General features: G+C 69.1%; 25 protein-coding genes. 4 read left to right on the top strand and 21 right to left on the bottom strand.

Annotation, left to right across the window (positions count from 1 at the left end; genetic code table 11):
- Positions 1-36: 36 nt before the first annotated feature.
- A complete protein-coding gene (locus tag C7H75_RS14150) occupies positions 37-1,245 on the top strand; it encodes a YbfB/YjiJ family MFS transporter (RefSeq protein ID WP_106851480.1) in 1,209 nt (402 codons plus the stop codon).
- Positions 1,246-1,271: 26 nt separating this feature from the next.
- Here C7H75_RS14150 and hisI read toward each other — a convergent pair whose 3' ends face one another.
- The 11 genes from hisI to hisD are packed head-to-tail and all read right to left on the bottom strand — an operon-like array spanning position 1,272 to position 9,299.
- Positions 1,272-1,619: a phosphoribosyl-AMP cyclohydrolase gene (gene hisI, locus C7H75_RS14155; RefSeq protein WP_005512677.1), complete on the bottom strand. Its 348-nt coding sequence runs from the start codon at positions 1,617-1,619 to the stop codon at positions 1,272-1,274.
- Entirely contained in the window at positions 1,616-2,389 is a 774-nt protein-coding gene (hisF, locus tag C7H75_RS14160; protein WP_106851481.1) for an imidazole glycerol phosphate synthase subunit HisF, read from the bottom strand. Before hisF ends, hisI begins: the two co-directional genes overlap by 4 nt.
- Positions 2,386-3,219 (bottom strand): inositol monophosphatase family protein, encoded by an 834-nt coding sequence (locus C7H75_RS14165; RefSeq protein ID WP_084845048.1) that lies wholly within the window; start codon positions 3,217-3,219, stop codon positions 2,386-2,388. The genes hisF and C7H75_RS14165 overlap by 4 nt, the downstream gene beginning before the upstream one ends.
- Before the next feature lie 14 nt (positions 3,220-3,233).
- A complete protein-coding gene (priA, locus tag C7H75_RS14170) occupies positions 3,234-3,968 on the bottom strand; it encodes a bifunctional 1-(5-phosphoribosyl)-5-((5-phosphoribosylamino)methylideneamino)imidazole-4-carboxamide isomerase/phosphoribosylanthranilate isomerase PriA (protein WP_005512674.1) in 735 nt (244 codons plus the stop codon).
- Between the two features lie 18 nt (positions 3,969-3,986).
- The gene (locus C7H75_RS14175) at positions 3,987-4,271 is read right to left on the bottom strand and encodes a hypothetical protein (RefSeq protein ID WP_005512673.1); all 285 of its coding nucleotides are present in this window, start codon (positions 4,269-4,271) and stop codon (positions 3,987-3,989) included.
- Complete coding sequence (hisH, locus tag C7H75_RS14180; protein ID WP_005512672.1) at positions 4,268-4,903, bottom strand: imidazole glycerol phosphate synthase subunit HisH; 636 nt, start codon at positions 4,901-4,903, stop codon at positions 4,268-4,270. Before hisH ends, C7H75_RS14175 begins: the two co-directional genes overlap by 4 nt.
- A 9-nt stretch (positions 4,904-4,912) precedes the next feature.
- On the bottom strand, positions 4,913-6,064 hold the full coding sequence (locus tag C7H75_RS14185) for an MFS transporter (RefSeq protein WP_005512671.1): 1,152 nt from the start codon (positions 6,062-6,064) through the stop codon (positions 4,913-4,915).
- On the bottom strand, positions 6,064-6,216 hold the full coding sequence (locus C7H75_RS25985) for a CG2302 family histidine operon protein (protein WP_005512670.1): 153 nt from the start codon (positions 6,214-6,216) through the stop codon (positions 6,064-6,066). The genes C7H75_RS14185 and C7H75_RS25985 overlap by 1 nt, the downstream gene beginning before the upstream one ends.
- A 4-nt stretch (positions 6,217-6,220) precedes the next feature.
- Positions 6,221-6,835, bottom strand: coding sequence for an imidazoleglycerol-phosphate dehydratase HisB (gene hisB / locus C7H75_RS14190; RefSeq protein ID WP_013416286.1), 615 nt, complete (start codon positions 6,833-6,835; stop codon positions 6,221-6,223).
- Complete coding sequence (locus C7H75_RS14195) at positions 6,832-7,980, bottom strand: histidinol-phosphate transaminase (protein WP_005512667.1); 1,149 nt, start codon at positions 7,978-7,980, stop codon at positions 6,832-6,834. The genes hisB and C7H75_RS14195 overlap by 4 nt, the downstream gene beginning before the upstream one ends.
- Complete coding sequence (gene hisD, locus C7H75_RS14200; protein WP_106851482.1) at positions 7,977-9,299, bottom strand: histidinol dehydrogenase; 1,323 nt, start codon at positions 9,297-9,299, stop codon at positions 7,977-7,979. Before hisD ends, C7H75_RS14195 begins: the two co-directional genes overlap by 4 nt.
- Positions 9,300-9,534: 235 nt before the next feature.
- On the opposite strand from hisD, the gene C7H75_RS14205 reads away from it, so the two are divergent.
- Genes C7H75_RS14205 through C7H75_RS14215 form a run of 3 tightly spaced genes read left to right on the top strand, consistent with a single transcriptional unit; the run spans position 9,535 to position 13,105 of the window.
- Entirely contained in the window at positions 9,535-11,142 is a 1,608-nt protein-coding gene (locus C7H75_RS14205) for a GMC oxidoreductase (protein WP_084968427.1), read from the top strand.
- Between the two features lie 10 nt (positions 11,143-11,152).
- Positions 11,153-12,439: a glycoside hydrolase family 1 protein gene (locus C7H75_RS14210; protein WP_081181615.1), complete on the top strand. Its 1,287-nt coding sequence runs from the start codon at positions 11,153-11,155 to the stop codon at positions 12,437-12,439.
- 48 nt (positions 12,440-12,487) lie between these two features.
- Positions 12,488-13,105, top strand: coding sequence for a LysE family transporter (locus C7H75_RS14215; protein WP_106851483.1), 618 nt, complete (start codon positions 12,488-12,490; stop codon positions 13,103-13,105).
- Positions 13,106-13,107: 2 nt separating this feature from the next.
- Here C7H75_RS14215 and C7H75_RS14220 read toward each other — a convergent pair whose 3' ends face one another.
- From C7H75_RS14220 to C7H75_RS25745, 10 genes are all read right to left on the bottom strand, one after another.
- A complete protein-coding gene (locus C7H75_RS14220) occupies positions 13,108-13,506 on the bottom strand; it encodes a low affinity iron permease family protein (RefSeq protein ID WP_022596408.1) in 399 nt (132 codons plus the stop codon).
- A 78-nt stretch (positions 13,507-13,584) separates the two neighbouring features.
- Positions 13,585-14,652 (bottom strand): iron-containing redox enzyme family protein, encoded by a 1,068-nt coding sequence (locus C7H75_RS14225; protein ID WP_394342265.1) that lies wholly within the window; start codon positions 14,650-14,652, stop codon positions 13,585-13,587.
- Positions 14,652-14,897, bottom strand: coding sequence for a CDGSH iron-sulfur domain-containing protein (locus C7H75_RS14230; protein ID WP_081181625.1), 246 nt, complete (start codon positions 14,895-14,897; stop codon positions 14,652-14,654). Before C7H75_RS14230 ends, C7H75_RS14225 begins: the two co-directional genes overlap by 1 nt.
- A complete protein-coding gene (locus C7H75_RS14235) occupies positions 14,894-15,604 on the bottom strand; it encodes a phosphodiesterase (protein ID WP_106851485.1) in 711 nt (236 codons plus the stop codon). Before C7H75_RS14235 ends, C7H75_RS14230 begins: the two co-directional genes overlap by 4 nt.
- Before the next feature lie 63 nt (positions 15,605-15,667).
- Entirely contained in the window at positions 15,668-17,794 is a 2,127-nt protein-coding gene (locus tag C7H75_RS14240) for a catalase (RefSeq protein ID WP_106851486.1), read from the bottom strand.
- A gap of 39 nt (positions 17,795-17,833) precedes the next feature.
- A complete protein-coding gene (locus C7H75_RS14245) occupies positions 17,834-18,706 on the bottom strand; it encodes a glycosyltransferase family 2 protein (protein WP_106851487.1) in 873 nt (290 codons plus the stop codon).
- Positions 18,703-19,701: a glycosyltransferase gene (locus C7H75_RS14250; protein WP_106851488.1), complete on the bottom strand. Its 999-nt coding sequence runs from the start codon at positions 19,699-19,701 to the stop codon at positions 18,703-18,705. The genes C7H75_RS14245 and C7H75_RS14250 overlap by 4 nt, the downstream gene beginning before the upstream one ends.
- Positions 19,698-20,813 carry a glycosyltransferase gene (locus C7H75_RS14255; protein ID WP_013416297.1) on the bottom strand — a complete coding sequence of 372 codons (1,116 nt, stop codon included), beginning with the start codon at positions 20,811-20,813 and terminating at the stop codon, positions 19,698-19,700. Before C7H75_RS14255 ends, C7H75_RS14250 begins: the two co-directional genes overlap by 4 nt.
- Positions 20,810-21,877, bottom strand: coding sequence for a hypothetical protein (locus C7H75_RS14260; RefSeq protein WP_106851489.1), 1,068 nt, complete (start codon positions 21,875-21,877; stop codon positions 20,810-20,812). The genes C7H75_RS14255 and C7H75_RS14260 overlap by 4 nt, the downstream gene beginning before the upstream one ends.
- 87 nt (positions 21,878-21,964) lie before the next feature.
- A complete protein-coding gene (locus C7H75_RS25745) occupies positions 21,965-22,114 on the bottom strand; it encodes a hypothetical protein (RefSeq protein ID WP_157383603.1) in 150 nt (49 codons plus the stop codon).
- Positions 22,115-22,433: the final 319 nt, after the last annotated feature.

Consider the following 22,433-nt stretch of genomic DNA (forward strand, 5'->3'; position numbering starts at 1 on the left):
GCCGATTCCACACGGACGACCGAAGGGAGTCATGTCATGTCCTTCACGAAGCCGGCACAACCGGTCGGCGGCTCCAATCCGACGCTCTCACCGACGCGCACAATAGGTTTGGCCGGCGCGGGACTGTCCTTGATCGCAGTCTGTTACGGCCTGGCGCGCTTCGCGTACGGGTTGTTCGTGCCCGAGTTCCGCGAGTCCTTCACCCTCACGGCCGGCCAGACGGGACTGATCGCGGCGGCCGGCTACGCCTCGTACTGCGTGGGTGTGGTCGCCGCGACGACGGGCACGCCGCGCTTCGGCGCACGCGCCGTAGCCGTCGCCGCGGGCTCCTTGGCGACGGCGGGGACCGCGCTCATCGCGGTTGCCCCCACCGCTGTCGTGCTGGCCGCCGGCGTCACCATCGCCGGAGTCGGCACCGGGGTCGCGTCCCCGCCACTGGGCCACGCGATCGCACTGAGAGTCGTCCCGCGGCACCGCGACCGAATCCAGACCATCGTCAACGCCGGCACCGGCCTGGGCGTCGCAATCTCCGGCCCGGTCGCCTTGCTGGCCGAAGACCGTTGGCGGGCAGCATGGCTCGCGTTCGCCGCCGTCGCCGCGGCGGTGACCGTGTGGGTGCGGATCCATGTCCCGTCCGCCGTCGGCCACGCACCGGGGCCGGCAGGCACCGACGAGCCCACGACGCGGCACGCGGTGTTCCCGTCCGGAGCCCTCCGGATGCTCGGAGCCGCCGCCGTAGTGGGCGCCGCCACGGCGGCCGTGTGGACCTTCGGTCAGGAACTGCTCGTCACCGTGGGAGGTCACGACCGCACGTTGGCGACGACCGCATGGATCGTGCTGGGAGTGTCGGGCCTACTGGGGGCCGTGGCCGGCGAGTTGGTGCGCCGGGTGGGACTGCAACGCGCCTGGACGATATCCACCGCGGCGGTGTGCGCCGCGACCGCCCTCCTGGCCGCGGCTTCCCGCCAGCCCGCCGTCGCCGTGGCGGCCTCGGCGCTGTTCGGTGCCGTCTACATCGCCGTCACGGGAGTCCTGCTGGTGTGGAGCACTCGCGTCTACCCCACGCAACCCGCCACCGGTGTGGGGCTCGCGTTCCTGCTCGTCGCCGTCGGCCAGGCCGCGGCCGCGCCCGTGCTCGGCTTCGTGGCAGACCGGGCGGGTCTCACGACCTCGTTCTGGATGTCCGCAGGTGTGGCTCTCGCCGCCGTCGCCGTGACGCCGCCTGCTCGATTCCGCAGGACATGATCGGCCCCATCGAGGATCGAGCGCCGTCAGTCCTCGGCTGCGAGCAGCACGTCGGTGTCGAAGCACGTGTGCGTGCCGGTGTGGCACGCGGCGCCGTCCTGGTCGACGATGAGCAAGACCGTGTCGCCGTCGCAGTCCAAGCGGACCTCGTGCACGTACTGGGTGTGGCCGGACGTCTCGCCCTTGACCCAGTACTGCTGACGCGAGCGCGAGTAGTAGGTGCCCTTGCGGGTCTCGAGCGTGCGCGCCAGGGCCTCGTCGTCCATCCACGCCACCATCAGGACGTCGCCGGTCGACTTCTCCTGCGCGACGGCACTGAACAGCCCGGCCTCGTTACGCTTGAGGCGGGCGGCGATCGTCGGATCGAGGCTCATCGGACGGTGATCCCTTCTGCACGCATGGACGCCTTGACGTCCCCGATCGTCATGTCCCCGAAGTGGAACACGCTCGCTGCCAGGACGGCGTCGGCGCCTGCATCGACGGCGGGAGCGAAGTGCTCGACGGCGCCCGCGCCGCCGCTCGCGATCACCGGAACGTGCACCGCGGCCCGGACGGCACGGATCATCTTCAGGTCGAAGCCTGCCTTGGTGCCGTCGGCGTCCATCGAGTTGAGCAGGATCTCACCGACACCGAGTTCGGCCCCCCGGACCGCCCACTCGACGGCGTCGATGCCGGTGCCGCGCTTGCCGCCGTGCGTGGTGACCTCCCAGCCCGACGGCGTGGGCTCCTGACCCACGGGGACGGTGCGGGCGTCTACCGACAGCACGATGCACTGCGACCCGAACCGCTCCGACATCTCGCGCAGCACCTCGGGGCGGGCGATCGCGGCGGTGTTGACGCTGACCTTGTCGGCTCCGGCGCGCAGCAGGCGGTCGACATCTTCGACCGTGCGCACGCCGCCACCGACGGTGAGCGGGATGAAGACCTGCTCGGCGGTGCGGGTGACGACGTCGAGCATCGTGCCGCGGTCACCGCTGGAGGCGGTGACGTCCAGGAAGGTCAGCTCGTCCGCGCCCTGCGCGTCGTACGTCGCGGCGAGCTCGACGGGATCACCCGCATCGCGCAGGTTCTCGAAGTTGACGCCCTTGACGACGCGGCCCGCGTCGACGTCGAGGCACGGGATCACTCGAACAGCCAAAGTCATTGTGGTGGCCCTCCTTCAGGCCGCGTCTCCGGATCACCCAGAGAGTGGAGAATGTCGAGCAGCTCGCCGTGCACGCCGGGCGCCGCCGCGAGGACGGATCGCGAGCCCACGTGCCAGTCGTCGCCGCGCAGATCCGTGACCACGCCACCGGCAGCCCGCACCAGCGCGACGCCGGCCGCGTTGTCCCACACATGGTGACCGAACACCACGGCGCCGCCGAGAATTCCGGCGGCGGTGTAGGCGAGATCCGCCCCGGTCGACCCGTGCATCCGGATCCGCGACGAGACGCGGCTGAGCCGGCCCAGTAGTTCGAAGCGGTACGTGCCGGGGATGCGGCCGCGGCTGTCGAGGTTGAACGCCCCGAAGCCGATCATCGCCGACGACAGTTCGCTGCGTTCGAGCGGCGGCAGGGCGACCCCGTTGCGGTACAACGGCCCGCCCTCGGCGGCGGCGAACCGCTCCCCCGTCAGCGGCAACCAGGTCAACCCCAGCACGGGAACGCCGTCCCGCAGCAGCGCGAGCAGGATGCCCGCGATGGGCAGGCCCGCCGAGTAGTTGAACGTGCCGTCGATCGGGTCGAGGATCCACACGTCACCGCTCGCGAGCTCGGGACCGCCGAACTCCTCACCGTGGACCTCGATACCGGTGCGGCGTTCGAGTTCCGCGGACACCGACTTCTCGAGCTCGAGGTCGACGGCCGTTGCAAAGTCCTTGGGGCCCTTGCGAACCGCACTCGGCGCGCCCAGCCCCTCGACGAACCGTTCCCGGGCGCCGTCGAGAACCTCGCTCGCGATCGCGAGCAGGTCGAGCGGTGTCCGGGACGGGCTCATCGTGGCGGCCGTTGCTAGCGCGAAACCGCGGCCAGGGCCTCGGGCAGGGTGAATCGTCCGGCGTAGAGCGCCTTTCCGACGATCGAACCCTCCACACCCTCGCCGACGAGACCGGCGATGGCCTCGAGGTCCGCAATGGTCGAGACACCACCGGACGCGACGACCGGGGCATCGGTGGCCGCGCACACGGCGCTGAGCAGTTCCAGGTTCGGGCCCGTCAGCGTGCCGTCCTTGCTGACGTCGGTGACCACGTAGCGCGAGCAGCCGTCGCGGTTGAGGCGCTCGAGGACCTCCCACAGGTCGCCGCCGTCGGAGACCCACCCGCGACCGCGCAGGCGGTAGTCGCCGTCGATCAGCTTGACGTCGAGGCCGACGGCGATGCGCTCGCCGTGCTTGGCGATGGCACGCGCACACCACTCGGGGTTCTCGACGGCCGCGGTGCCCAGGTTGACGCGGGCGCACCCGGTCGCCAGGGCTGCTTCGAGGGAATCGTCGTCCCGGATACCGCCGGACAGCTCGACCTTGACGTCGAGCTCGCCGACGACGGCGGCCAGCAGCTCACGGTTGGATCCGCGGCCGAACGCGGCGTCGAGATCGACCAGATGCACCCACTCGGCACCGTCGTTCTGCCACGCCAGGGCAGCGTCGCGGGGCGCACCGTAACTGGTCTCGCTCCCCGCCTCTCCCTGAACGAGGCGAACAGCTTCACCGTTGGCGACATCTACAGCAGGCAAAAGGACCAGGCTCACTGCGCCGATCCTAGTGGGTCACCGGTCTCGTCCGGGCTTCGGGTCGCCACCGGGCTGGTCGGGTCGGCGTCGCCGGTCGCCGTACGCACGATTGGTCATACGTTTCGACACCACACCCATCCCCGCGATCGCCCCGACGACGCCGACGAGGGCGATCCCGAGCCCGACGACCGGGCCCGGCTGCACGAGCACGACGACGAGCGCGACCACGACCAGGACGGTGGCCGCGGTGCCCATCGTCGCGAGCGCGAGCCTGGCGATGGACAGGTCACCGCCGGCGCGGTCGTCGCGGTCGGGGGTCACAGACTGCGGACCCAGTTCTCCAACAACTGGGCGCCGGCGTCGCCGGACTTCTCGGGGTGGAACTGGGTGGCCGAGAGAGCGCCGTTCTCGACCGCGGCGAGGAAGCGGTCGCCGTGCTCGGCCCACGTCAGCTTGGGCGGAGCGATGATGTCCGACGGCGGCAGTTCCCACTTGCGCACGCCGTAGGAGTGGACGAAGTAGAAGCGCGTCTCCGGGTCCATGCCCGCGAACAGGACACTGTCCTCGGGTGCGTCGACGGTGTTCCACCCCATGTGCGGCAACACGTCGGCCTCGAGACGCTCGACCGTGCCCGGCCACTCCCCGCAGCCGTCCGCCTCGACGCCGAACTCGACGCCGCGCTCGAACAGGATCTGCATGCCGACGCAGATGCCCAGGACCGGGCGTCCGCCCGCGAGTCGCTGGCCGATGATCCGGTCACCGCGGACCGCCAGCAGTCCCTCCATGCACGCCGCGAACGCTCCGACGCCGGGAACCACCAGTCCGTCGGCAGCGAGCGCCACCTGCGGGTCGGAGGTCACCTCGATCTGCGCGCCGGTGCGAGCGAGGGCGCGTTGCGCCGAGTGGAGATTTCCGGAGCCGTAGTCGAGGAGGGCAACCTTGCGTGCGGTCATGAGGAAACTCTATCGGTGTGCGGGACCCGCCCCGCGCACAGCCAGGGCGATCGGGGCGACCACCAGCGCCACGACGGACGACAGCGCGAACACCGCCGGATAGCCCGACGCACCGGCGACGACGCCGAGGACGAGCGCACCGATACCGGTGCCGCCGTCGTACGCGATGTTCCAGGCGGCGCTGGCGGCGCCGACCCGATCCGGCCCTGCGGACGCCAGCAGCGTCAGCAGCGCCTCGTTCTGGACGGCGCCGAATCCGGCACCGAACGCCATCGCCCCGACGACGAGCGCCCCGTCACCGCCGATGCCCGCCACCGACAGCGCCAGCAGGCCCATGCCGGCGGCCGCGAGGACCAGTGCGGGCACCAGGGTTCGCCCGGCGCCGATCCGGTCCGCGATCACGCCCGCGCCGTAGCGACCGACGAGCATCGCACCCGCGGACGCCGACAGCGCGAACCCGGCGATCGCCGCGCGGCTCTCCGTCGCGATCGGCAGCAGCGACGACATGCCGCCGTACGCGGCCGAGACCACCAGCATCGCCAGGCACGGGATCAGCAGCACACTCACCGACAGACCCTTGCGGCCCGCCGGCAGGCCGGGATTCGGCACCACCGGTAGCCGCGATATCGACACCAGCGACAACGTCGGTATCAGCGCCCCGAGGACGAAGACCGCGGCATCGAGACCGGCTTCGTACAGTGCGAGGCCGAGGGGCAGCACGATCATCTGGGCCGACGCGATCGCCACACCGTTGGCGCCGGTGACACGTCCCAACAGGTTTCGGGGCGCCAACTCGGCCAACAGTCCGATACCCGCGACCGTCACCATGCCGAAGCCGACACCACGGACCGCCGAGATGACGAGCGCAGGACCGGTTGCGGTGCTCCACAGGAAGGCGAGCGACGGCGGGCCGAGGAGCACACAGCCGACCGCCAGCACAGCTCGGTACCCGTACCGACGGAGCAGTGCCGGCACCTTCAGCTGGGTCGCGACGGTGGTGGCCATGAAGACCGCCGTCGACGCACCCGCCGCGGCGTCGGAGCCGCCACCGTCGGCAATCGCCAACGGGACCACGGGCAGCAGGAGTGACCACCCGCCGAACGTGGTGGCACCCATGAGGAGAGCAACCAGGATCCCGCGCGTACGCAGGAGTTCACGCATCAGATCAGCCGCAGGATTCCCGACGCAGCGGCGAGGACGGCCAGGGCCACCAGCACGCCCGACGCCAGCTTGTTGACCTTCCACATCGCGTACGCGCCGCCGATGGCGAAGCCTGCCGCGAGGAACAGGACGTAGATGAAGACCGTGCTCATGGTTCTACAGCGCACCCTTGGTCGACGGAACGCCCGACACCCGCGGATCGGGTTCGACGGCCTCGCGCAGCGCGCGGGCGACGGCCTTGAACTCCGCCTCGGTGATGTGATGCTGGTCGCGGCCGTACAGAACCCGCACGTGCAGCGCGATGCGCGCGTTGAGCGCGATCGACTCGAAGACGTGCCGGTTGATCACGGTCGAGTACGGCACGCCCGGGTAGCCGCCGATCACGCTGTGCAGCATGTGTTCCGGCTCACCGGTGTGCACGCAGTACGGTCGTCCGGAGACATCGACCGACGCGTGCGCGAGCGTCTCGTCCATCGGGATGAACGCGTCGCCGAAGCGGCGGATACCCCGCTTGTCGCCGAGCGCCTGCCCCAGCGCCTGACCGAGCACGATCGCGGTGTCCTCGACGGTGTGGTGGGCGTCGATCTCGACGTCGCCCTTCGCCTCGACCGTCAGGTCGAAGCTGGCGTGCGCGCCGAGGGCGGTGAGCATGTGGTCGAAGAACGGAATCCCGGTGGACACCGACACGTTGCCCGTTCCGTCGAGGTTCAGCTCGACGACGATGCTCGACTCCTTGGTGGTCCGCTCGACGCGTGCGATCCGGTCGCTCATCGGGATCCCTTCGTTTCCGTGGCCGCCAGCTCCGTGGAGGCAAGTTTCCTGCTGACCCGCAGCAGCTCGTCGTTCTCGGCAGCCAGGCCGATCGTGGCCCGCAGGTGCCCGGCGATACCGACGTCGCGGATCAGCACGCCCTCGTCGAGGTAGTGCTGCCAGGTGCGGGCCGCATCCTCGAAGAGCCCGAAGAGGATGAAGTTGGCGTCGCTGGGGACCACCTCGTACCCCATCTCGGTCAGTTCGGCGCTCACGCGATCCCGCTCCGACGCGAGCTCCGCGACGCTGCCGAGCGTCTCGTCGGCGTGGCGCAGCGCCGCCCGCGCCGCCGCCTGCGTCACGACCGACAGGTGATACGGCAAGCGCACCAGCAGCATCGCGTCGACGAACGCCGGCGCCGCGACCAGGTAGCCCAGCCGGCCTCCCGCGAACGCGAAGGCCTTGCTCATCGTCCGGCTCACCACGAGCTTGGTGGGGAACTCGTCGATCAGGCCCACCGCGCTGGGCACGGACGAGAACTCGGCGTACGCCTCGTCCACGATCACGATGCCGGGCGCGGCCGCGAGGATCTGCTTCAGATCCTCGAGCCCGATGCTGTGCCCGGTCGGGTTGTTGGGGCTGGTCACGAACACGACGTCGGGACGCCGCTCCTCGATGATCCGCACCGCGGTCGCGGTGTCGAGCGAGAAGTCGTCGTGTCGCGCAGCCGCGATCCACTCGGTCTGGGTGCCGGCGACGAGCAGCGGGTGCATCGAGTACGACGGCACGAAACCGATAGCGCTGCGGCCGGGGCCGCCGAACGCCTGCAGCAACTGCTGCAGCACCTCGTTGGAGCCGTTGGCGGCCCACACATTGGACACGTCGAGCGGAACCCCGGTCTGGCGGGTCATGTACTCGGCCAGGTCGGTACGCAGCGCCACTGCATCCCTGTCGGGGTAGCGGTGCAGGTCCGCAGCCGCGGCGCGCACGGCCTCGGCGACGTCGTCGACGAGGGCCTGCGACGGCGGGTGCGGATTCTCGTTAGTGTTGAGCTGTACCGGCACCGTCAATTGCGGTGCGCCGTACGGAGATTGACCACGCAGGTTCTCCCGGATGGGCAGGTCGTCGATGCCGACCGTCGATCCGGGGACGTTCCCCGCGCTCACTGGAGAGCCTCGAACCGCAGACGCACGGCCTCGCCGTGGGCCGGAAGATCCTCCGCGTTGGCGAGCGTGATGACGTGCCCGGCAACGTCCTTCAGGGCCGCCTCGGAGTAGTCGACCACGTGGATGCCACGCAGGAACGTCTGCACGCTCAGACCCGACGAGTGCCGCGCGCAGCCCGCGGTGGGCAGCACGTGATTGGAGCCGGCGCAGTAGTCGCCGAGGCTCACCGGAGCCCACGGACCGACGAAGATCGCTCCGGCGGAGCGCACCTGCGCCGCCACCGCGGACGCGTTCTCGGTCTGGATCTCGAGGTGCTCGGCGGCGTAGGCGTTCACGACCTTCAGACCGGCCGCGATGTCGTCCACCAGCACGGTGCCCGACTGGCTGCCGCGCAGCGCGGTCTCGACACGCTCGCGGTGCTTGGTGATCTCGAGCTGCGCGGCCAGCGCGGTGTCGACGGCGTCGGCCAGATCGGTCGACGTGGTCACCAGCACGCTCGCAGCCATGACGTCGTGCTCGGCTTGGCTGATCATGTCAGCCGCCACGTGCACGGGGTCCGCGGTGTGATCGGCGAGAATCGCGATCTCGGTGGGGCCCGCCTCGGCGTCGATGCCGACCAGTCCACGGCACAGCCGCTTGGCGGCGGTGACGAAGATGTTGCCGGGTCCGGTGATGAGATCGACCGGCGCGAGTTCAGCGCTGTCGGTGTCGGTACCGCCGTAGGTGAGCAGCGCGACGGCCTGCGCGCCGCCGACGGCCCACACCTCGTCGACGCCGAGCAGCGCGGCCGCCGCCAGGATCGTCGGGTGCGGCAGGCCACCGAACGCAGCCTGCGGCGGCGACGCCACGACCAGCGACTCGACTCCCGCGGCCTGCGCCGGCACGACGTTCATCACGACCGACGACGGGTACACCGCGTTGCCGCCCGGCACGTACAGACCGACGCGCTCGACCGGAACCCAGCGCTCGGTGACGGTCCCGCCGGGGACCACATCGGTCACGGTGTCGGTGCGGCGCTGGTCGGCGTGGACCTTGCGGGTCCGTTCGATCGCCACCTCGAGGGCGGCGCGGACGTCGGCGTCGAGTTCGGCGAGCGCACGGTCCAGCTCGGCCTGCGGGACGCGCACGGTACCGGGGCGGACACCGTCGAACTTCTCGCCGTACTCGAGCGCGGCCTCGGCGCCGCGATCGCGGATGTCCTCGACGACGGGGCGGACCTGATGCAGCACCGCGTCCACGTCCACTCCGCCACGGGGCAACGCGCCCCGGAGCTCAGCGGTGGAAGGGGTACGACCACGAAGGTCGGTGCGGGCGAGCATGAGAGGTCCTCTCTGGAGAACGGGGGTTCACACCGATTATCCGCGATGGACGCAAGTTGCCTACATTCCGGCCCCGCACGCGCGTCGAGCGGGCCTCCCGACGCGGCGAGCGGCGGCCCTGAACTGCGATTTGTCCGAAAGACACCCCACTGGACACGTGTCCACCCTAGAGTCCGGACCTGCGGGGCCGGCCACCCCGCTTCCGTCCCCGGAACAGCCAGGTAAGGGAGCCGACGTGATCGCGGATTCGAACTCCACCACTAACCGCGTGTCGCGGCGCGCGTTCCTCGGCGGCGCAGCGGCCGCGACCGTCGCCACCACCGCCGCCGCGATCTCGGCGCCCGCCGGAGCCCAGCCCCGCCCAGTCACCGAGGAGCGGCGCCGGGCCGTCGTGATCGGCAGCGGGTTCGGGGGCGCGATCGCTGCGTTGCATCTCGGGCGCGCCGGGGTGGACACCGTCGTCCTCGAGCGCGGCATCCGCTGGCCGACGGGCCCGAACGCCGAGACGTTTCCGCGGATGCTGTCTCCCGACCAACGTTCCGCGTGGCTGCAGCCCCACCCGGTGATGACGGGCGCTCCCCCGGCGGTGTTCCCACCTTTCACCGGGCTCATGGAACGCATCCCGGGCAACGGCATGGACATCCTGTGCGGAGCCGGCGTCGGCGGTGGATCGTTGGTGTACCACGGCATGACGATGCAGCCGAACGGCGAGAACTTCGCGAAGTGCGTCTCGCCGCGCATCGACTACGAGCAGATGGCGTCGGAGTACTACCCGCGGGTCGCGAGGACGCTGCGGATCGCCACGATCCCGGACGACCTGTTGAACAGCCCCCAGTACAGCTCGTCGCGCCGGTTCGTGGAGATGGCCGACGCGCAGGGCCTGCACTCGTTCCGGGTACCGATGCCGATCGACTGGGAGTTCGCGCGGCGGGAACTGCGTGGCGAGATGCGCCCGTCGTACACCAACGGCGACGTCATCTACGGCGTCAACAACGGTGGCAAGTTCTCGGTCGACGTCACCTACCTTGCAGCGGCCGAGGCGACCGGCAAGGTGGAGGTTGCCCCGCTCCACCGCGTGAACGACATCGAGCGCGGTGCCGACGGCACCTGGATCGTGCACTGCGACCGGATCGGCCGTGACGGCACCGTGCTCGAGCGCAAACGCGTCGTCTCCGACGCGCTGTTCCTCGGAGCCGGTTCCCCCGGCACCACCCGACTGCTCGTCAAAGCCCGCGCGAAGAACGCGATTCCCGACCTGCCGGACGGCATCGGAACGGGTTGGGGCAACAACGGCGACCGCATCTTCATGGTCACCCGGGCGCTCGACAGCCCCGGGGCGTGGCAGGGCGGTCCGGCGTGCGTCGGGGTCAAGGACTGGGACAACCCGGCCGGCGCCCTGACGATCGTCCTCGGGCCGGTGCCGTTCCCCCTCGATCTGCACACGACGTCCGTCATCGGGTACGGCGTGGTGGAGGGACTCGGAAGCTGGCACTACGACAGCGCCCGCGACGACGCGGTGCTCACCTGGAACCAGGCCTACGATCGCGGGCTCACCGACGCGATCCGCGCTCGGATCGAACAGATCGTCGGCGCCGGGTTCGGGGTGTCGGCGATCGACGTGAACGCGTTCGACACCAACACCTTCCATCCCCTCGGCGGCGCCCCCTTCGAGACCGTCTGCGACGACGCCGGACGGGTGCACGGGCAACGCGGCCTCTACATCCTCGACGGCGCGCGTATCCCGGGATCGACAGGCGCGTGCAATCCGTCGATGACGATCGCGGCCCTGGCCGAATACAGCATGGACCTTCTCGTCGCACACGACGTCGACACCGTCTTCTGAAGGAGTTCTCGTGAGAACCGCACTCGGCGCCGCGCTCGTGGCCCTGTCCGCAACACTGCTCGCCGCGCCCGCCGCGGGCGCCGGCCCGCTCGGCGACGACTTCCTGTGGGGTGTGGCCACGTCGGGCTTCCAGTCGGAGGGCTCGTCCCCGGACAGCAACTGGGCGCGCTATTCGGCATCCGGGAGGACCCACGACGCGATCGGCGATGCGGTCGACTTCCGGCACCGGTACGCCGAGGACATCGACAATGCCGCGGCGCTCGGTGTCGACGTATTCCGCTTCGGGATCGAGTGGGCGCGCGTCCAACCTGCTCCCGGGCAGTGGAACGAGGCCGAATTCGCGTACTACGACGACGTCGTGCGTCGCATCCGCAGTCACGGCATGACGCCGATGATCACCCTCGATCACTGGGTGTACCCCGGCTGGGTCGCGGACCGGGGCGGATGGGCCGATCCGCGAACCGTCGACGACTGGCTGCTCAACGCCGAGAAGGTGGTCGACCGCTACAAGGACGCCGAGGCCATCTGGATCACGTTCAACGAGCCCACGACGTACGCGCAGCGCGAGCTGACCTTCGGCGGAATCTCACTCCTGGACGTCCACCGGATGTTCGACGGTATGACCCGTGCCCACCGGGCGATCTACGACCGCATCCACCAGCTCGACCCGTCCGCCCGCGTCGGCAGCAACCTCGCATTCATCCCCGCCGTCTTCGGCATGCTCGACACGCTCTTCGTCGACCGGGTGACCGACAAGCTGGACTTCCTCGGCATCGACTACTACTACGGCGTCTCGTTGGACAACGTCTCCGCGATCGCCGCTGCCACCGACCGCTTCTACGACGTCGACCCGCAGCCGGACGGGATCTACCACGCCCTCATGGCGTACCACCGCAAGCTGCCGGACATGCCGCTCTACGTCGTCGAGAACGGCATGCCCACCGACAACGCACAGGCCCGGCCCGACGGTTACACCCGGTCCGATCATCTCCGCGATCACGTCTACTGGATCGAGCGCGCTCGCGAGGACGGCGCCGACGTCATCGGCTACAACTACTGGTCGATCACCGACAACTACGAATGGGGTTCGTACCGGCCTCGATTCGGCCTGTACACGGTCGATGCCCTCACCGATCCGGCGCTGACTCGTCGCCCGACGGACGCGGTGGCGACGTATCGCGACCTCGTGGCGGCCGGTGGAGTGGCCCCCGACTACCGCCCCGTGAAGGCGGCCGCCTTCTGCTCCCTCGTCGACCCGCCACGCAGTTGCATCGGCTCCGGATCCGGCGGCTCCTGACGGACCCGCCGCGGCCGGTCGGCCAAGCCCGGAGTACATTTCTCGCCCGTGTCGTGGCAGGTCTGGGTGGCGTTCTTCGGCGCCAGCTGGGTGATCAGCCTGTCACCGGGAGCCGGCGCCATCGCGTCGATGACGACGGGCCTGAACCACGGACTTCTTCGCGGGTACTGGAACATCCTGGGCCTGCAACTGGCGTTGCTGCTGCAGATCGCGATCGTCGCCGCGGGCGTCGGCGCCCTGCTGGCGGGATCGACGACCGGCTTCATGCTCGTCAAGTGGTTCGGCGTGGCCTACCTCGCCTATCTCGGTGTGCGGCAGTGGCGTTCGAAGCCCGACCCGGTCACGGCCGAGTCCGCCCCGGATCGTGCGTCCGCCGCCGGACTGGTGCTGCGCGCCTTCCTCGTCAACTCGAGCAACCCGAAGGCCATCGTATTCATGCTCGCCGTGCTGCCCCAGTTCCTGGACCCCGCCGCACCACTGTGGCCGCAGTACGCCCTGATAGCAGCAACGATGGTGGTGGTCGACACGATCGTGATGACCGGCTACACCGGCCTGGCCGCGCGGGTCCTGCGGCTGTTGCGCTCGCCCCGGCAGATGCAGCTCACCAGCCGGGTGTTCGCGACTCTCTTCTTCGCCGCGGCCGCCACCCTGGCGACCGCCGTGTGAGGCTACGCGCCCTCGCGCTTCTCGATTCCCACCGCCGCGCGAAGCTCTTCCAGGTCCACGCGCAGACCCGGGTGCTCGCGGCTGAGCTCCTCCATCAGATCGGCGAGCCCGTCTGCTATGGCGTTGAGCTTCTGCTGCACCGCGTCGTCGGACCGCTTCTGTGTGTTCTGCAGCAGGGCCACCAACAGGAACGTCACGATGGTGGTGATCGTATTGATGATCAGCTGCCAGGTGTCGATGTTCTGCAACACCAGAAACGACGGCGCCCAGACCACCACGATGATGACGCACGCGACGAAGAACACCGCACGCGAAGTGAAATTGCTTGTCGCCGTGGCGAACCTATCGAACACGGACAGTTTGCCGACGACGCCCGACGGCATGGTGACGGACTGCTGCATGGGGTACCTCCAGAAGGATCTGGTGGGGCACTACCCAGGAGCGGCCTCGCTGAAACCGGACAAGTCGTCCGGAGCGGCTCAGGACCGCAGCGAGCTCCTGCCCCGCGACCAGCAGTCGGTGACGTGCTCGCCCAGGAGGTCGTCCAACGCCAGGCACGCCGCCGCCCCGAGGAGCACGTCGTCGAGCAGCTCCGGCCGATCGCTCACCAGACCGCCCGCGAGGTCGCGGACCGCGATCTGCTCGTGGACGGAATCCGCCTCGACATGTTCGTCGAAGAACAACGTCGCGGCGCTCCCGTAACCGAGGCGTCGCAGGCCGGCCGAGTACTTCTTGCTGGGCAACGCGGACGTCGTCTCGATGGCACACAGGTGGCCGACGAGAGCGCCGAGATTGCGGCGGTGCACACCGAAATAGGACAGCGCATTCAACGTCGCCAACGTCACCGCGGGAACGGCGTCCAGGTAGTGCGCGTAGGCGTCGGACAGGCCCAGTTCGCGCATCGTGGTCGCGAACAGTCGCGAGTGCATGCGGTCGAACCTCCCCTGCCCGTACTCGTCGATCTGGATCTCGAGCAGCGCGGCCTTCGGCGCACCGGCCATGCGCGGGATGCCGAAGGTGTAGAGGTCCGCCTCACGCAGCTGGTTCAGCGACCGGTGGATGAGCAGTTCGCGGAACTGCTCGAGCACCGCGTCCGTTGCCATGAAGTCCGAGAGACCGGGCTCTCTCGTCGGGGCGGTCATGTCCCACAGCGCCGCCACCACGTCGTCCCCGAATCGACCCCGCGCCGCAGCGACCCGGTCGCCGGCGAGCGCGCGGATAGCGGCGTCGAACGGTCGCTCCAGCAGCCGCCGGGCCGCGACGAGACGCGGATCCCATTCACAGCGGTCGTCGACGCCGTCGATGCCCTGGAGGTGCAGTTCGTAGAGCAACGTCAGGCACAGCTGCGCGTCGTCGTCGTGGAGGATGCCGAGGGCGTCGGCGTCGTACCGCGCGCTCAGTTCCGCGGCTGCGGTCAGGAAGCTGTCCGGCTCGCCCTCACCGCGCAGAACGTCCAAGAGGATGCCGCTGGCATCCCCTCGCATGACCGGGACGGCCATCCGACCGGTGACTCGTTCTCCGGCGGCGCCCTCTCGAAGCGGCAGCATCACGGTTCTCCTCCCTCTTCCGCCCGCGCCGCGGTCCGCACGACACGCCGCGGCTTCTTCTTCTTGTGTGTCGAATCGCAGAACGGTGGATTCCTGGTTCCGCCGCACCTGCACAGGGCGACGACGTTGCGCTGGATGTCCACGGGCGCACCGTCGGCGTCCACCAACTCGATCGCACCGCGCACGAGGAGGGGTCCGTCCGGGCACACGGTGATCCTGACGTCGCCGTTCACTTCGGCACTCATGTAATCGCATCCTCCACCGGGGTACGTGGCCTCGTGGCATCGGTCCCCCGACCCCGCCGACTGCCTGCATAGGCGATGCGGCGGATCCCGGCCAACCAGGACGGCCACATCCGGATCCCGGCCGGACAGTTGAGCACGGGGTCGAAGGACGGCTGGTCACCGTCTTCGCATGGTATCCGCCGCGTCAGTCGGAAGGACCCGACCGGAACCGGCGCTCCGCGTGCGGACGCCAGTCCGACCCTGAAGGACAGCGGTGGCACCAGGTCCTCGAGCGACGGCGGGCCGTCCGGCCGGCCCCCGACGGGAGCCGCGACGATCCACCGAGGCGCCGCGCCGTCGATCCCCCGATACGCGGCCAGCGTGCTGAAGTTCGCGCTCGCCCACGAGCGGGCCGGCACGAGCGCGATGCGCGCGGGTACGAAGGCCGACGCGAGCAGCAGATCCCACGGACCACCGGGTAGACGCAGACGCACCGCGACACCGAGGATGTCGGGCAGTAAACCGGGGAGACCTATCCCGCGCGACAGGCGAGCATGGAGCGGCACCGGTTCGCCGGTCGGGAGCGGCCACCGCCCCCGACCGGCATCCCCGGTGTCGAACTCGGCGATACCCTCGAACAACACACCGTGCGGATGGAAGATCCGCGCACCGCGGACCGCCGAACCCACCTCGAACGGCACGGACACCGCCTTGCGCAACCCATCCATACGGACCGGATTACCCCGTGGCCGCAGTTTCGAATCGCACGCCGGCACCTTCCGTCGAGGCAGCTAGCGCTGCCAGACCCTGTGGGATCGCATCAGTTCGACTACCTGGTCGGTCACCTGCCGCAGGTCGTCGCCCACGTGCACGCCCGGCTTCTCGCGCGCGCCGGACGCCAGGCCTTCCGCGCCGTTCGAGTCGGCACCCACAGCCTTGCCGTGGCGGAAGGCCTCGTCGAGCAACCGGACCACCCGCGCGTCCCTTTCGGTGGTCAGGGACAGGACGGCATCGAACTCGATCGAGCGGGCCGTGTCGTACGTTCGGGACACCGTGACAGCGCTGTCCCCGAGCGTCAGTCGTCCCCCGTGCGGAGCGGTGACCAACGGGACCACTCCGTGGCCGGAAAGCACATCGAGAACCGCCTCGACGGAATCCGCGGCGGATCCCTCGTCCACGAGGACCGCCACGTTTCGGCCCTCGACCGGCCACTCGCCACCGATCTGGGACAGGGCCGCGCTCGGGCTCGACGGCAGATCCGGTTCGCTGTCGGCGACCTCGGGAACCGGCAGGCCCAGCGACCCAGCGACCCGCTCGCACAGGGTCTTGTCGACGCGTGCGAGCACCTCGAGGGCACGTTCCTTGATGGGCTGTTCGAAGCACTTCCCGAGCTCGAACGAGTAGGCATCGGCGAGATGACGCTGCTCCACCTCGGACAGGCTCGTGTAGAACAGTCGCGGCTGGCTGAAGTGGTCGTCGAACGAGCTCGGCTTGGTCCGCTGCTTGGTCGTCGCCTCGATCGGCACCGGCACGTCCACGAAACCCGTGCCCGGCGCGGCGGTGAACGGGCACCCACCGTCGAGGCTGTTCGGCTTGTAGGGCGCGACCCCGTCGTGGACGGCCGTCTGGTGCATGCCGTCCCGCAGCATGTCGTTGACCGGCGCGTGCGGGCGATTGATCGGGAGCTGCCCGAAGTTGGGTCCACCGAGTCGGCTGATCTGGGTGTCGAGGTAGGAGAAGAGGCGGCCCTGCAGCAGGGGGTCGTCGGTGACGTCGATGCCCGGCACCAGGTGGCCGGGATGGAAGGCCACCTGCTCGGTCTCGGCGAAGTAGTTGGTGGGGTTGGCGTTGAGCGTCATGACACCGATCGGCTGCACCGGCGCCAACTCCTCGGGCACGAACTTGGTGGGATCGAGCAGGTCGATACCCTCGAATTCCTGTTCCGGGGTGTCCGGGAAGACCTGGACGCCCAGCGTCCACTCCGGGTAGGCACCGCTCTCGATCGCGTCGGCCAGGTCCCGGCGGTGGAAATCCGGATCGACGCCGGCCGCGATCTGCGCCTCCTCCCACACGAGGGAGTGCACACCGAGTCGCGGCTTCCAATGGAACTTCACCAGGCTGGTCTTGCCGTCCGCATCGACCATCCGGAAGGTGTGGACGCCGAAGCCCTCCATCATCCGGTACGAACGTGGGATTCCACGATCCGACATGTTCCACATCGTGTGTGCGGTGGCCTCAGTGTGGAGGGTGACGAAATCCCAGAATGTGTCGTGCGCACTCTGCGCCTGGGGAATCTCCCTGTCCGGGTGCGGTTTACCGGCATGGATGATGTCCGGGAACTTGATCGCATCCTGGATGAAGAAGACCGGGATGTTGTTGCCGACGAGGTCGAACGTGCCGTCTTCGGTGTAGAACTTGGTCGCGAATCCACGGGTGTCGCGGACGGTGTCCGCCGACCCCCGAGAACCCAGCACGGTGGAGAACCGCACGAAGACCGGTGTCTCGACGTCCTTCCGCAGGAACGCTGCGGACGTGATGTTCTCCGCCGCTCCGTTCGCCCGGAAGACGCCGTGCGCTGCGGCACCGCGCGCGTGCACCACTCGCTCCGGGATGCGCTCGTGATCGAAATGGGTGATCTTCTCGCGGAAATGATGGTCCTGCAGCAGAATCGGCCCCCGCGGCCCCGCCTTGAGGGAGTGATCGGTGTCGGTCAGCCGGGCACCCTGCGCGGTCGTCAGCGTTTCACCCTGTTGCCGCCGATCGCCGTCGGCGGCGCCGGTCGGCGAGATCCGGTCCGGTCCCGACTGGTCGTCCTTCGTGAGCCGGGGAACCGGCCCGCTCGTCGGCTCGGCCTTCTCGGGGGTGAGTGCGCTCGGCGCACCGGGAACATCGAATTCGTTGATGGACAACGACATCATTCCTTCCTGTTCGTCGGATGTGATCGAAATTCGGGTCACTCATGGAGGGCCGGCAGGACCGGCACCCACGGGCGCGGCGTTCGGCCGGCTCCAGGCCTTCGACTGCTCGTCGAAGCGGATGAGACCTCGCGACTCGAAAGCGTCGAGCCATCCCCGCATCGGCCACCAGCCCCAGCGGCGCTCGAAGATTGCGGCGTTGCGGAGGATGTCGTCCAGATGCTCGACGGGAGGGTCGGAGACGCGGTGGTGGAGGTGGAATGCGTCCGCTCCCCCGACCCAGGCGAGCCCCACCCCGGCTGCCGCAGCAACCTGGGCGAAGTCGGTGTCCTCTCCGCCATACCCCGTGTAGTCCTCGCAGAAACCACCGAGGCGTTGCCACACCCGCGGGCGAACGGCGAACGAGAGCGACCAGAACAGCTCGTACCGGTCGTCGACCAGGACGGTCCCGTCCGGTGGCGCCGGGCGTGCCGGATGCGGGGCTACCGGTGGTACGCCCGCCCCGGGATGCTCCCGGATTCGGGTCGACGCCTCGGCATCGAGATAGGTCACGGGCCCGCACAGCACCGTGTCCCGATGCTGTGCCGTCGCGGCGCCCCGCTCGTAACGATCGAGCATCCGCGGGTGTGGGACGCAGTCCACGTCCAGGAACACCAGCAGATCCGCCCCTCGGTCGATGGCTGCCTCCGCTCCGAGGTTGCGTGCCCGCGCCAGTGGAAGCTCGTCGGTCGAGGCCGGGATCCACACGCTGCGAGTGGCGTCGGAATGCTCGGCGACGATGTCGGTGACGGCCCGGTCGCCCATCGCGACGACGACGTGGTCGTACGCGGCCACGGTCGATCCGCGCAGCCGACGCAATTGCGTGCGCAAGTGGTCGTGTCGGCCCGACACCACGGTCACCACAGAGGTCCTCATCCGGCTCCACCTCCGTCCAGGACGCGTTCGACGGCAGCCGCGGCACGGTCCACGGCTCCGCGGGTGTTCCACCGTTCCCAATCCGCCCCCCCGCCCTGTCGAGCTCGCTCGATCAGGCCGGGCCACTCGGCCGGTGACGGCCAGGACGGTTGTACGACCGCCAAGCGCGCGGCGTGCAGCACGCCGGCCGTCGTGACCTGTTCGGCGAAGGGGCGCTCCTGCGGGATCACGATCGACGCGGCACCGGCGGCGGCGACGTCCGCGACGGCGTTCTGTCCGGCATGCGTGATTACCACCGAACTCGCACACAGATCCGGCCAGGGATCGTCCTTCCATTCCCCCGGGCCGCCGAGCGTGACCCACTCGACGCCCGGTACGGCGGTGTTCCACTGTTCGAGGCGTTGCCGGGTCAGCGACGTTCCGCCCGCGCCACTGAGCACCGTGACCCGGACGGTGCCGGAGTCGCCCGTGACGGCCCGGGCACGTTCCCCGAAACGGCTGAGGCCACCCACATAGGTCGTCTTGGCGGCGTGTCGCTCCAGCCAGGCCGGTGCATACAGCTCGCGCGGCCACGCGGCGATGATGTGGTCCGCCACGTCGTACGCAACCCGGTGCACCGCGTCGTCGCGCTCGCCCGGCATCGCGATCACGACCGTGGGAACACCCATCAGGCGCACGAACGTGGCGACCTCGACCGATACGTCGACAATCATCGCCCGAGGGCGCGCGGTGCGAATCCAGTCGGCGAGCGTCGCCATCCGCGACCGGAGTCCCGGGTCCTGCAGCGGCGCCCAGTGCAGTGCACCGCCGGCGGTGGGATTTCGCGGTGCGGTCGAGGCGTCGTCCCGGTCGAGATGAACGACCTCGCGAAACGGGTGCGGGTGTTCGAGGGCGAGCGAAGTGAGCGCGACGACCGGTGTATCGAGCCGACCGGCGAGAGTCCGTGCACGGGTCAGGTGCCCGCGACCGTGGTGGTGCACGTAGTACCCGATCATGCGACCGACACCCCTTGCAATCGACGGGCCGCGCTGCGGCTGACGGCCGATCGGTAGCACCGCTCGTATGCGGAGACCATCGCCGTTTCCGAGCATGCCGCGAGCGCCCGGGCGCGCACCCGGGCCCGTGGGAGCATCGCCGCGTCGTCGATGGCAGAAGCCATTGCTCCGATGTCCCCGGGAGGGACCAGTCGCCCGCTTTCCCGGTCGACGATCTCGGGAATTCCGCCGCGCGCGAACGCGACGACGGGCGTCCCGCACGACAGAGATTCGGCTACCACCAGCCCGTACGGCTCGTCCCAGTCCGGAGTCACGAGCGACACGGCGCAATCGCCCACGAGCCGGGCCAGTTCGGCACACGGCAGATGCCCGAGATAGTCGACGACGCCGGCCCGCAGACGGGGTTCGACCGCGGTGCGAAAGTAGGCCGGATCGCTCACCGGCCCCGCGATCCGCAGCGATATGCCCGCTCGCTCGGCAGCGTCGATCGCCAGGTGGGTGCCCTTCTCCTCGGTGATGCGGCCGAACCATACGGCGCCGTCGCCGCCCCCTCCGAGCGGCCACGCATCGGTGTCGACTCCGTTCGGAACGACTCGGATCGGGGTTTTCACAACGGATTCCCAGGCCGCGGCGGTATGCCCGCTCACCGCAACGAAATCCACGCCGACGCCGCCGGTGAGCGCGGTGGCCGACTCCAGCCACGGCGTCGGCGGGGTATGCAGGGTACTGACCATCGGAACCGTGAGCGTCGGTGCCATTGCCAGCGGCAGATAGTGCAGGCTGTGGTTGTGCACGACGTCGAAGCGATCGGCACCGTGTTCCGCGAGTTCCAGCATGAGCCCGAGGTAGGCGTGATGGTCCGCGAGGAACTCCGGATGCGGCATCGACGGATCACCGCTGGCGAGGCGACTCGGCCGGAACGACCTGACCCTCAGGTTTCCGCTCGCGACGTCGGCGTCGGAACCGTCCGCGGCGAACAGGGTTACCTGGTGGCCGACGCGCTCCAACGCTCGCGCCAGGTGCCACACGTGCGATTCGAGGCCCCCGGCGAACGGCTGACGGATGGGGTGGCGAGACGACGCGATGATTGCAATCCGTAGGGTCGCCGTCATCCCAGCGCCCGCTCGTAGATTGCTCGGTGTGCGCGAGCGAGGAAGCGTCGCTCCGACATCCGCTCCTCCCAGGTGGCGCGCGGTGACGTCCACCGTTTCCGGTACGCGCGCTGCACACACTCCTCCAGTGAAGCCGTATCGAAGCGTTCTTCGTCGAATGTGTACGTCTCACAAGGGTTCTGCTGATGATAGAAGCCGCAGGATGGTGCGATCACCTGCGTGCCCAGGTCGTGGCAGGCCTCCAGCCATCCGGAGTGGGTGCCGAACCGATACGGCAGTACGGACACCGACAGAGACGACAGATAGGAGAAGAGCTGCTCGTCCGAGTAGTAGGGGTGCACGTCGACGGTGACTCGTTCACGATCGCCGTACTTGAGGAGCAGTTCTCCCGTTTCGGGCGCGTACCAGTGGTTGTCGGGATCGAAGACCTCGTCGTGGAGGTCGACTCTCAGTTCGGCGCCGGGAAGGTCCGAGACTGCCCGCGTGAGCGCCTCGACGACCGGAAGGACGTCCATGTTGGCGCGGAAACTCTTGGCGTGCAGGCCCACCGTGAACGTCTCGGCGGCGGAGGCACCGCGGTGTGCGAACCATTCCTTCTCGACTACGTGCGGATGTGGCAGGACCGTCGCCGAGCGCTGCCATCGGTCCTCGATCACCCGAGCCGCTCCGGGCGTCAAGGTGATCAGTTCATCGGCCAGGGGGATCAACACGTCGAGTTGCTCGTCGTGCATCGACGGGTCCGGATGGTGGGGGTTGCGCAGATCGTGCACGGTGTAGACGAGGGGCTTTCCCTGATCAAGCAGTTCGCTCACGATGTCCTGCAACGTCTTCGGATTCACCGCGTCGAAGCCGAAGTGGATGTGGAAGAGGTCGAAGTTCGACGCGTTCGTACGAATCCACACGGGGTCGAGCATGAGAGGAGGCCACCAACCGCCGGGGACCCTCCGGCCGTCCTCCGGCACCGGGTCGGGCAGTCGGGTCACCTCGTCGTCGAACTCCGGCGACCCCAGATGTCGCACGTAGACATGGGAAGCCGGGACGGAAGCGACACGAATCGGCCTCATCGAGCTCCTCGGGATTCAGGGCACGGCATCACCTGTCGGGTGACACCGTGGACATATTGGTATGGGCAGTGCTTCGGACCGGACGAGTCAGCGGCTCGGCGGGCGCTGAGCGATCACACGCGCCCACCATCCGTCGAGCGGGCTCGGGTCCGGGTATCGGACGACATCGGGACCCGCGAACACCTCCCGGCGATCTGCTCCCAGAAAGTTCTTGTCGGCATTCCTCATGGCACTCATCCCTTCACCTCGGATGCAACGGGCCCGTACCCGAACGTCGGACGAAGATCCGGCAGGTGGGCTGCTGCTTCCGAACCCGTCCACAGGACGCCGTCCGGACACACAGAGAATCTATACCCCCCACACCAAATTTTCTCTGGAAGGTCCACATTGCCTGGCCGAAGCATCGCCACAGCACGTCCGACGGGAATACCGCCCTCCATGATCCACTGCCCCGACATATCCACGCCTCACCATCACCATGCATATGCCGGGAAGCGTGTTGTACCAGCGTCCAGGTGCACCGATGACGCACCGGCAGCATCGGCGATGACCCGCG

Origin of the sequence: Rhodococcus (subgen. Prescottella) equi (assembly GCF_003013675.1) — a bacterium.
Taxonomy (GTDB): Bacteria; Actinomycetota; Actinomycetes; order Mycobacteriales; family Mycobacteriaceae; genus Prescottella; species Prescottella equi.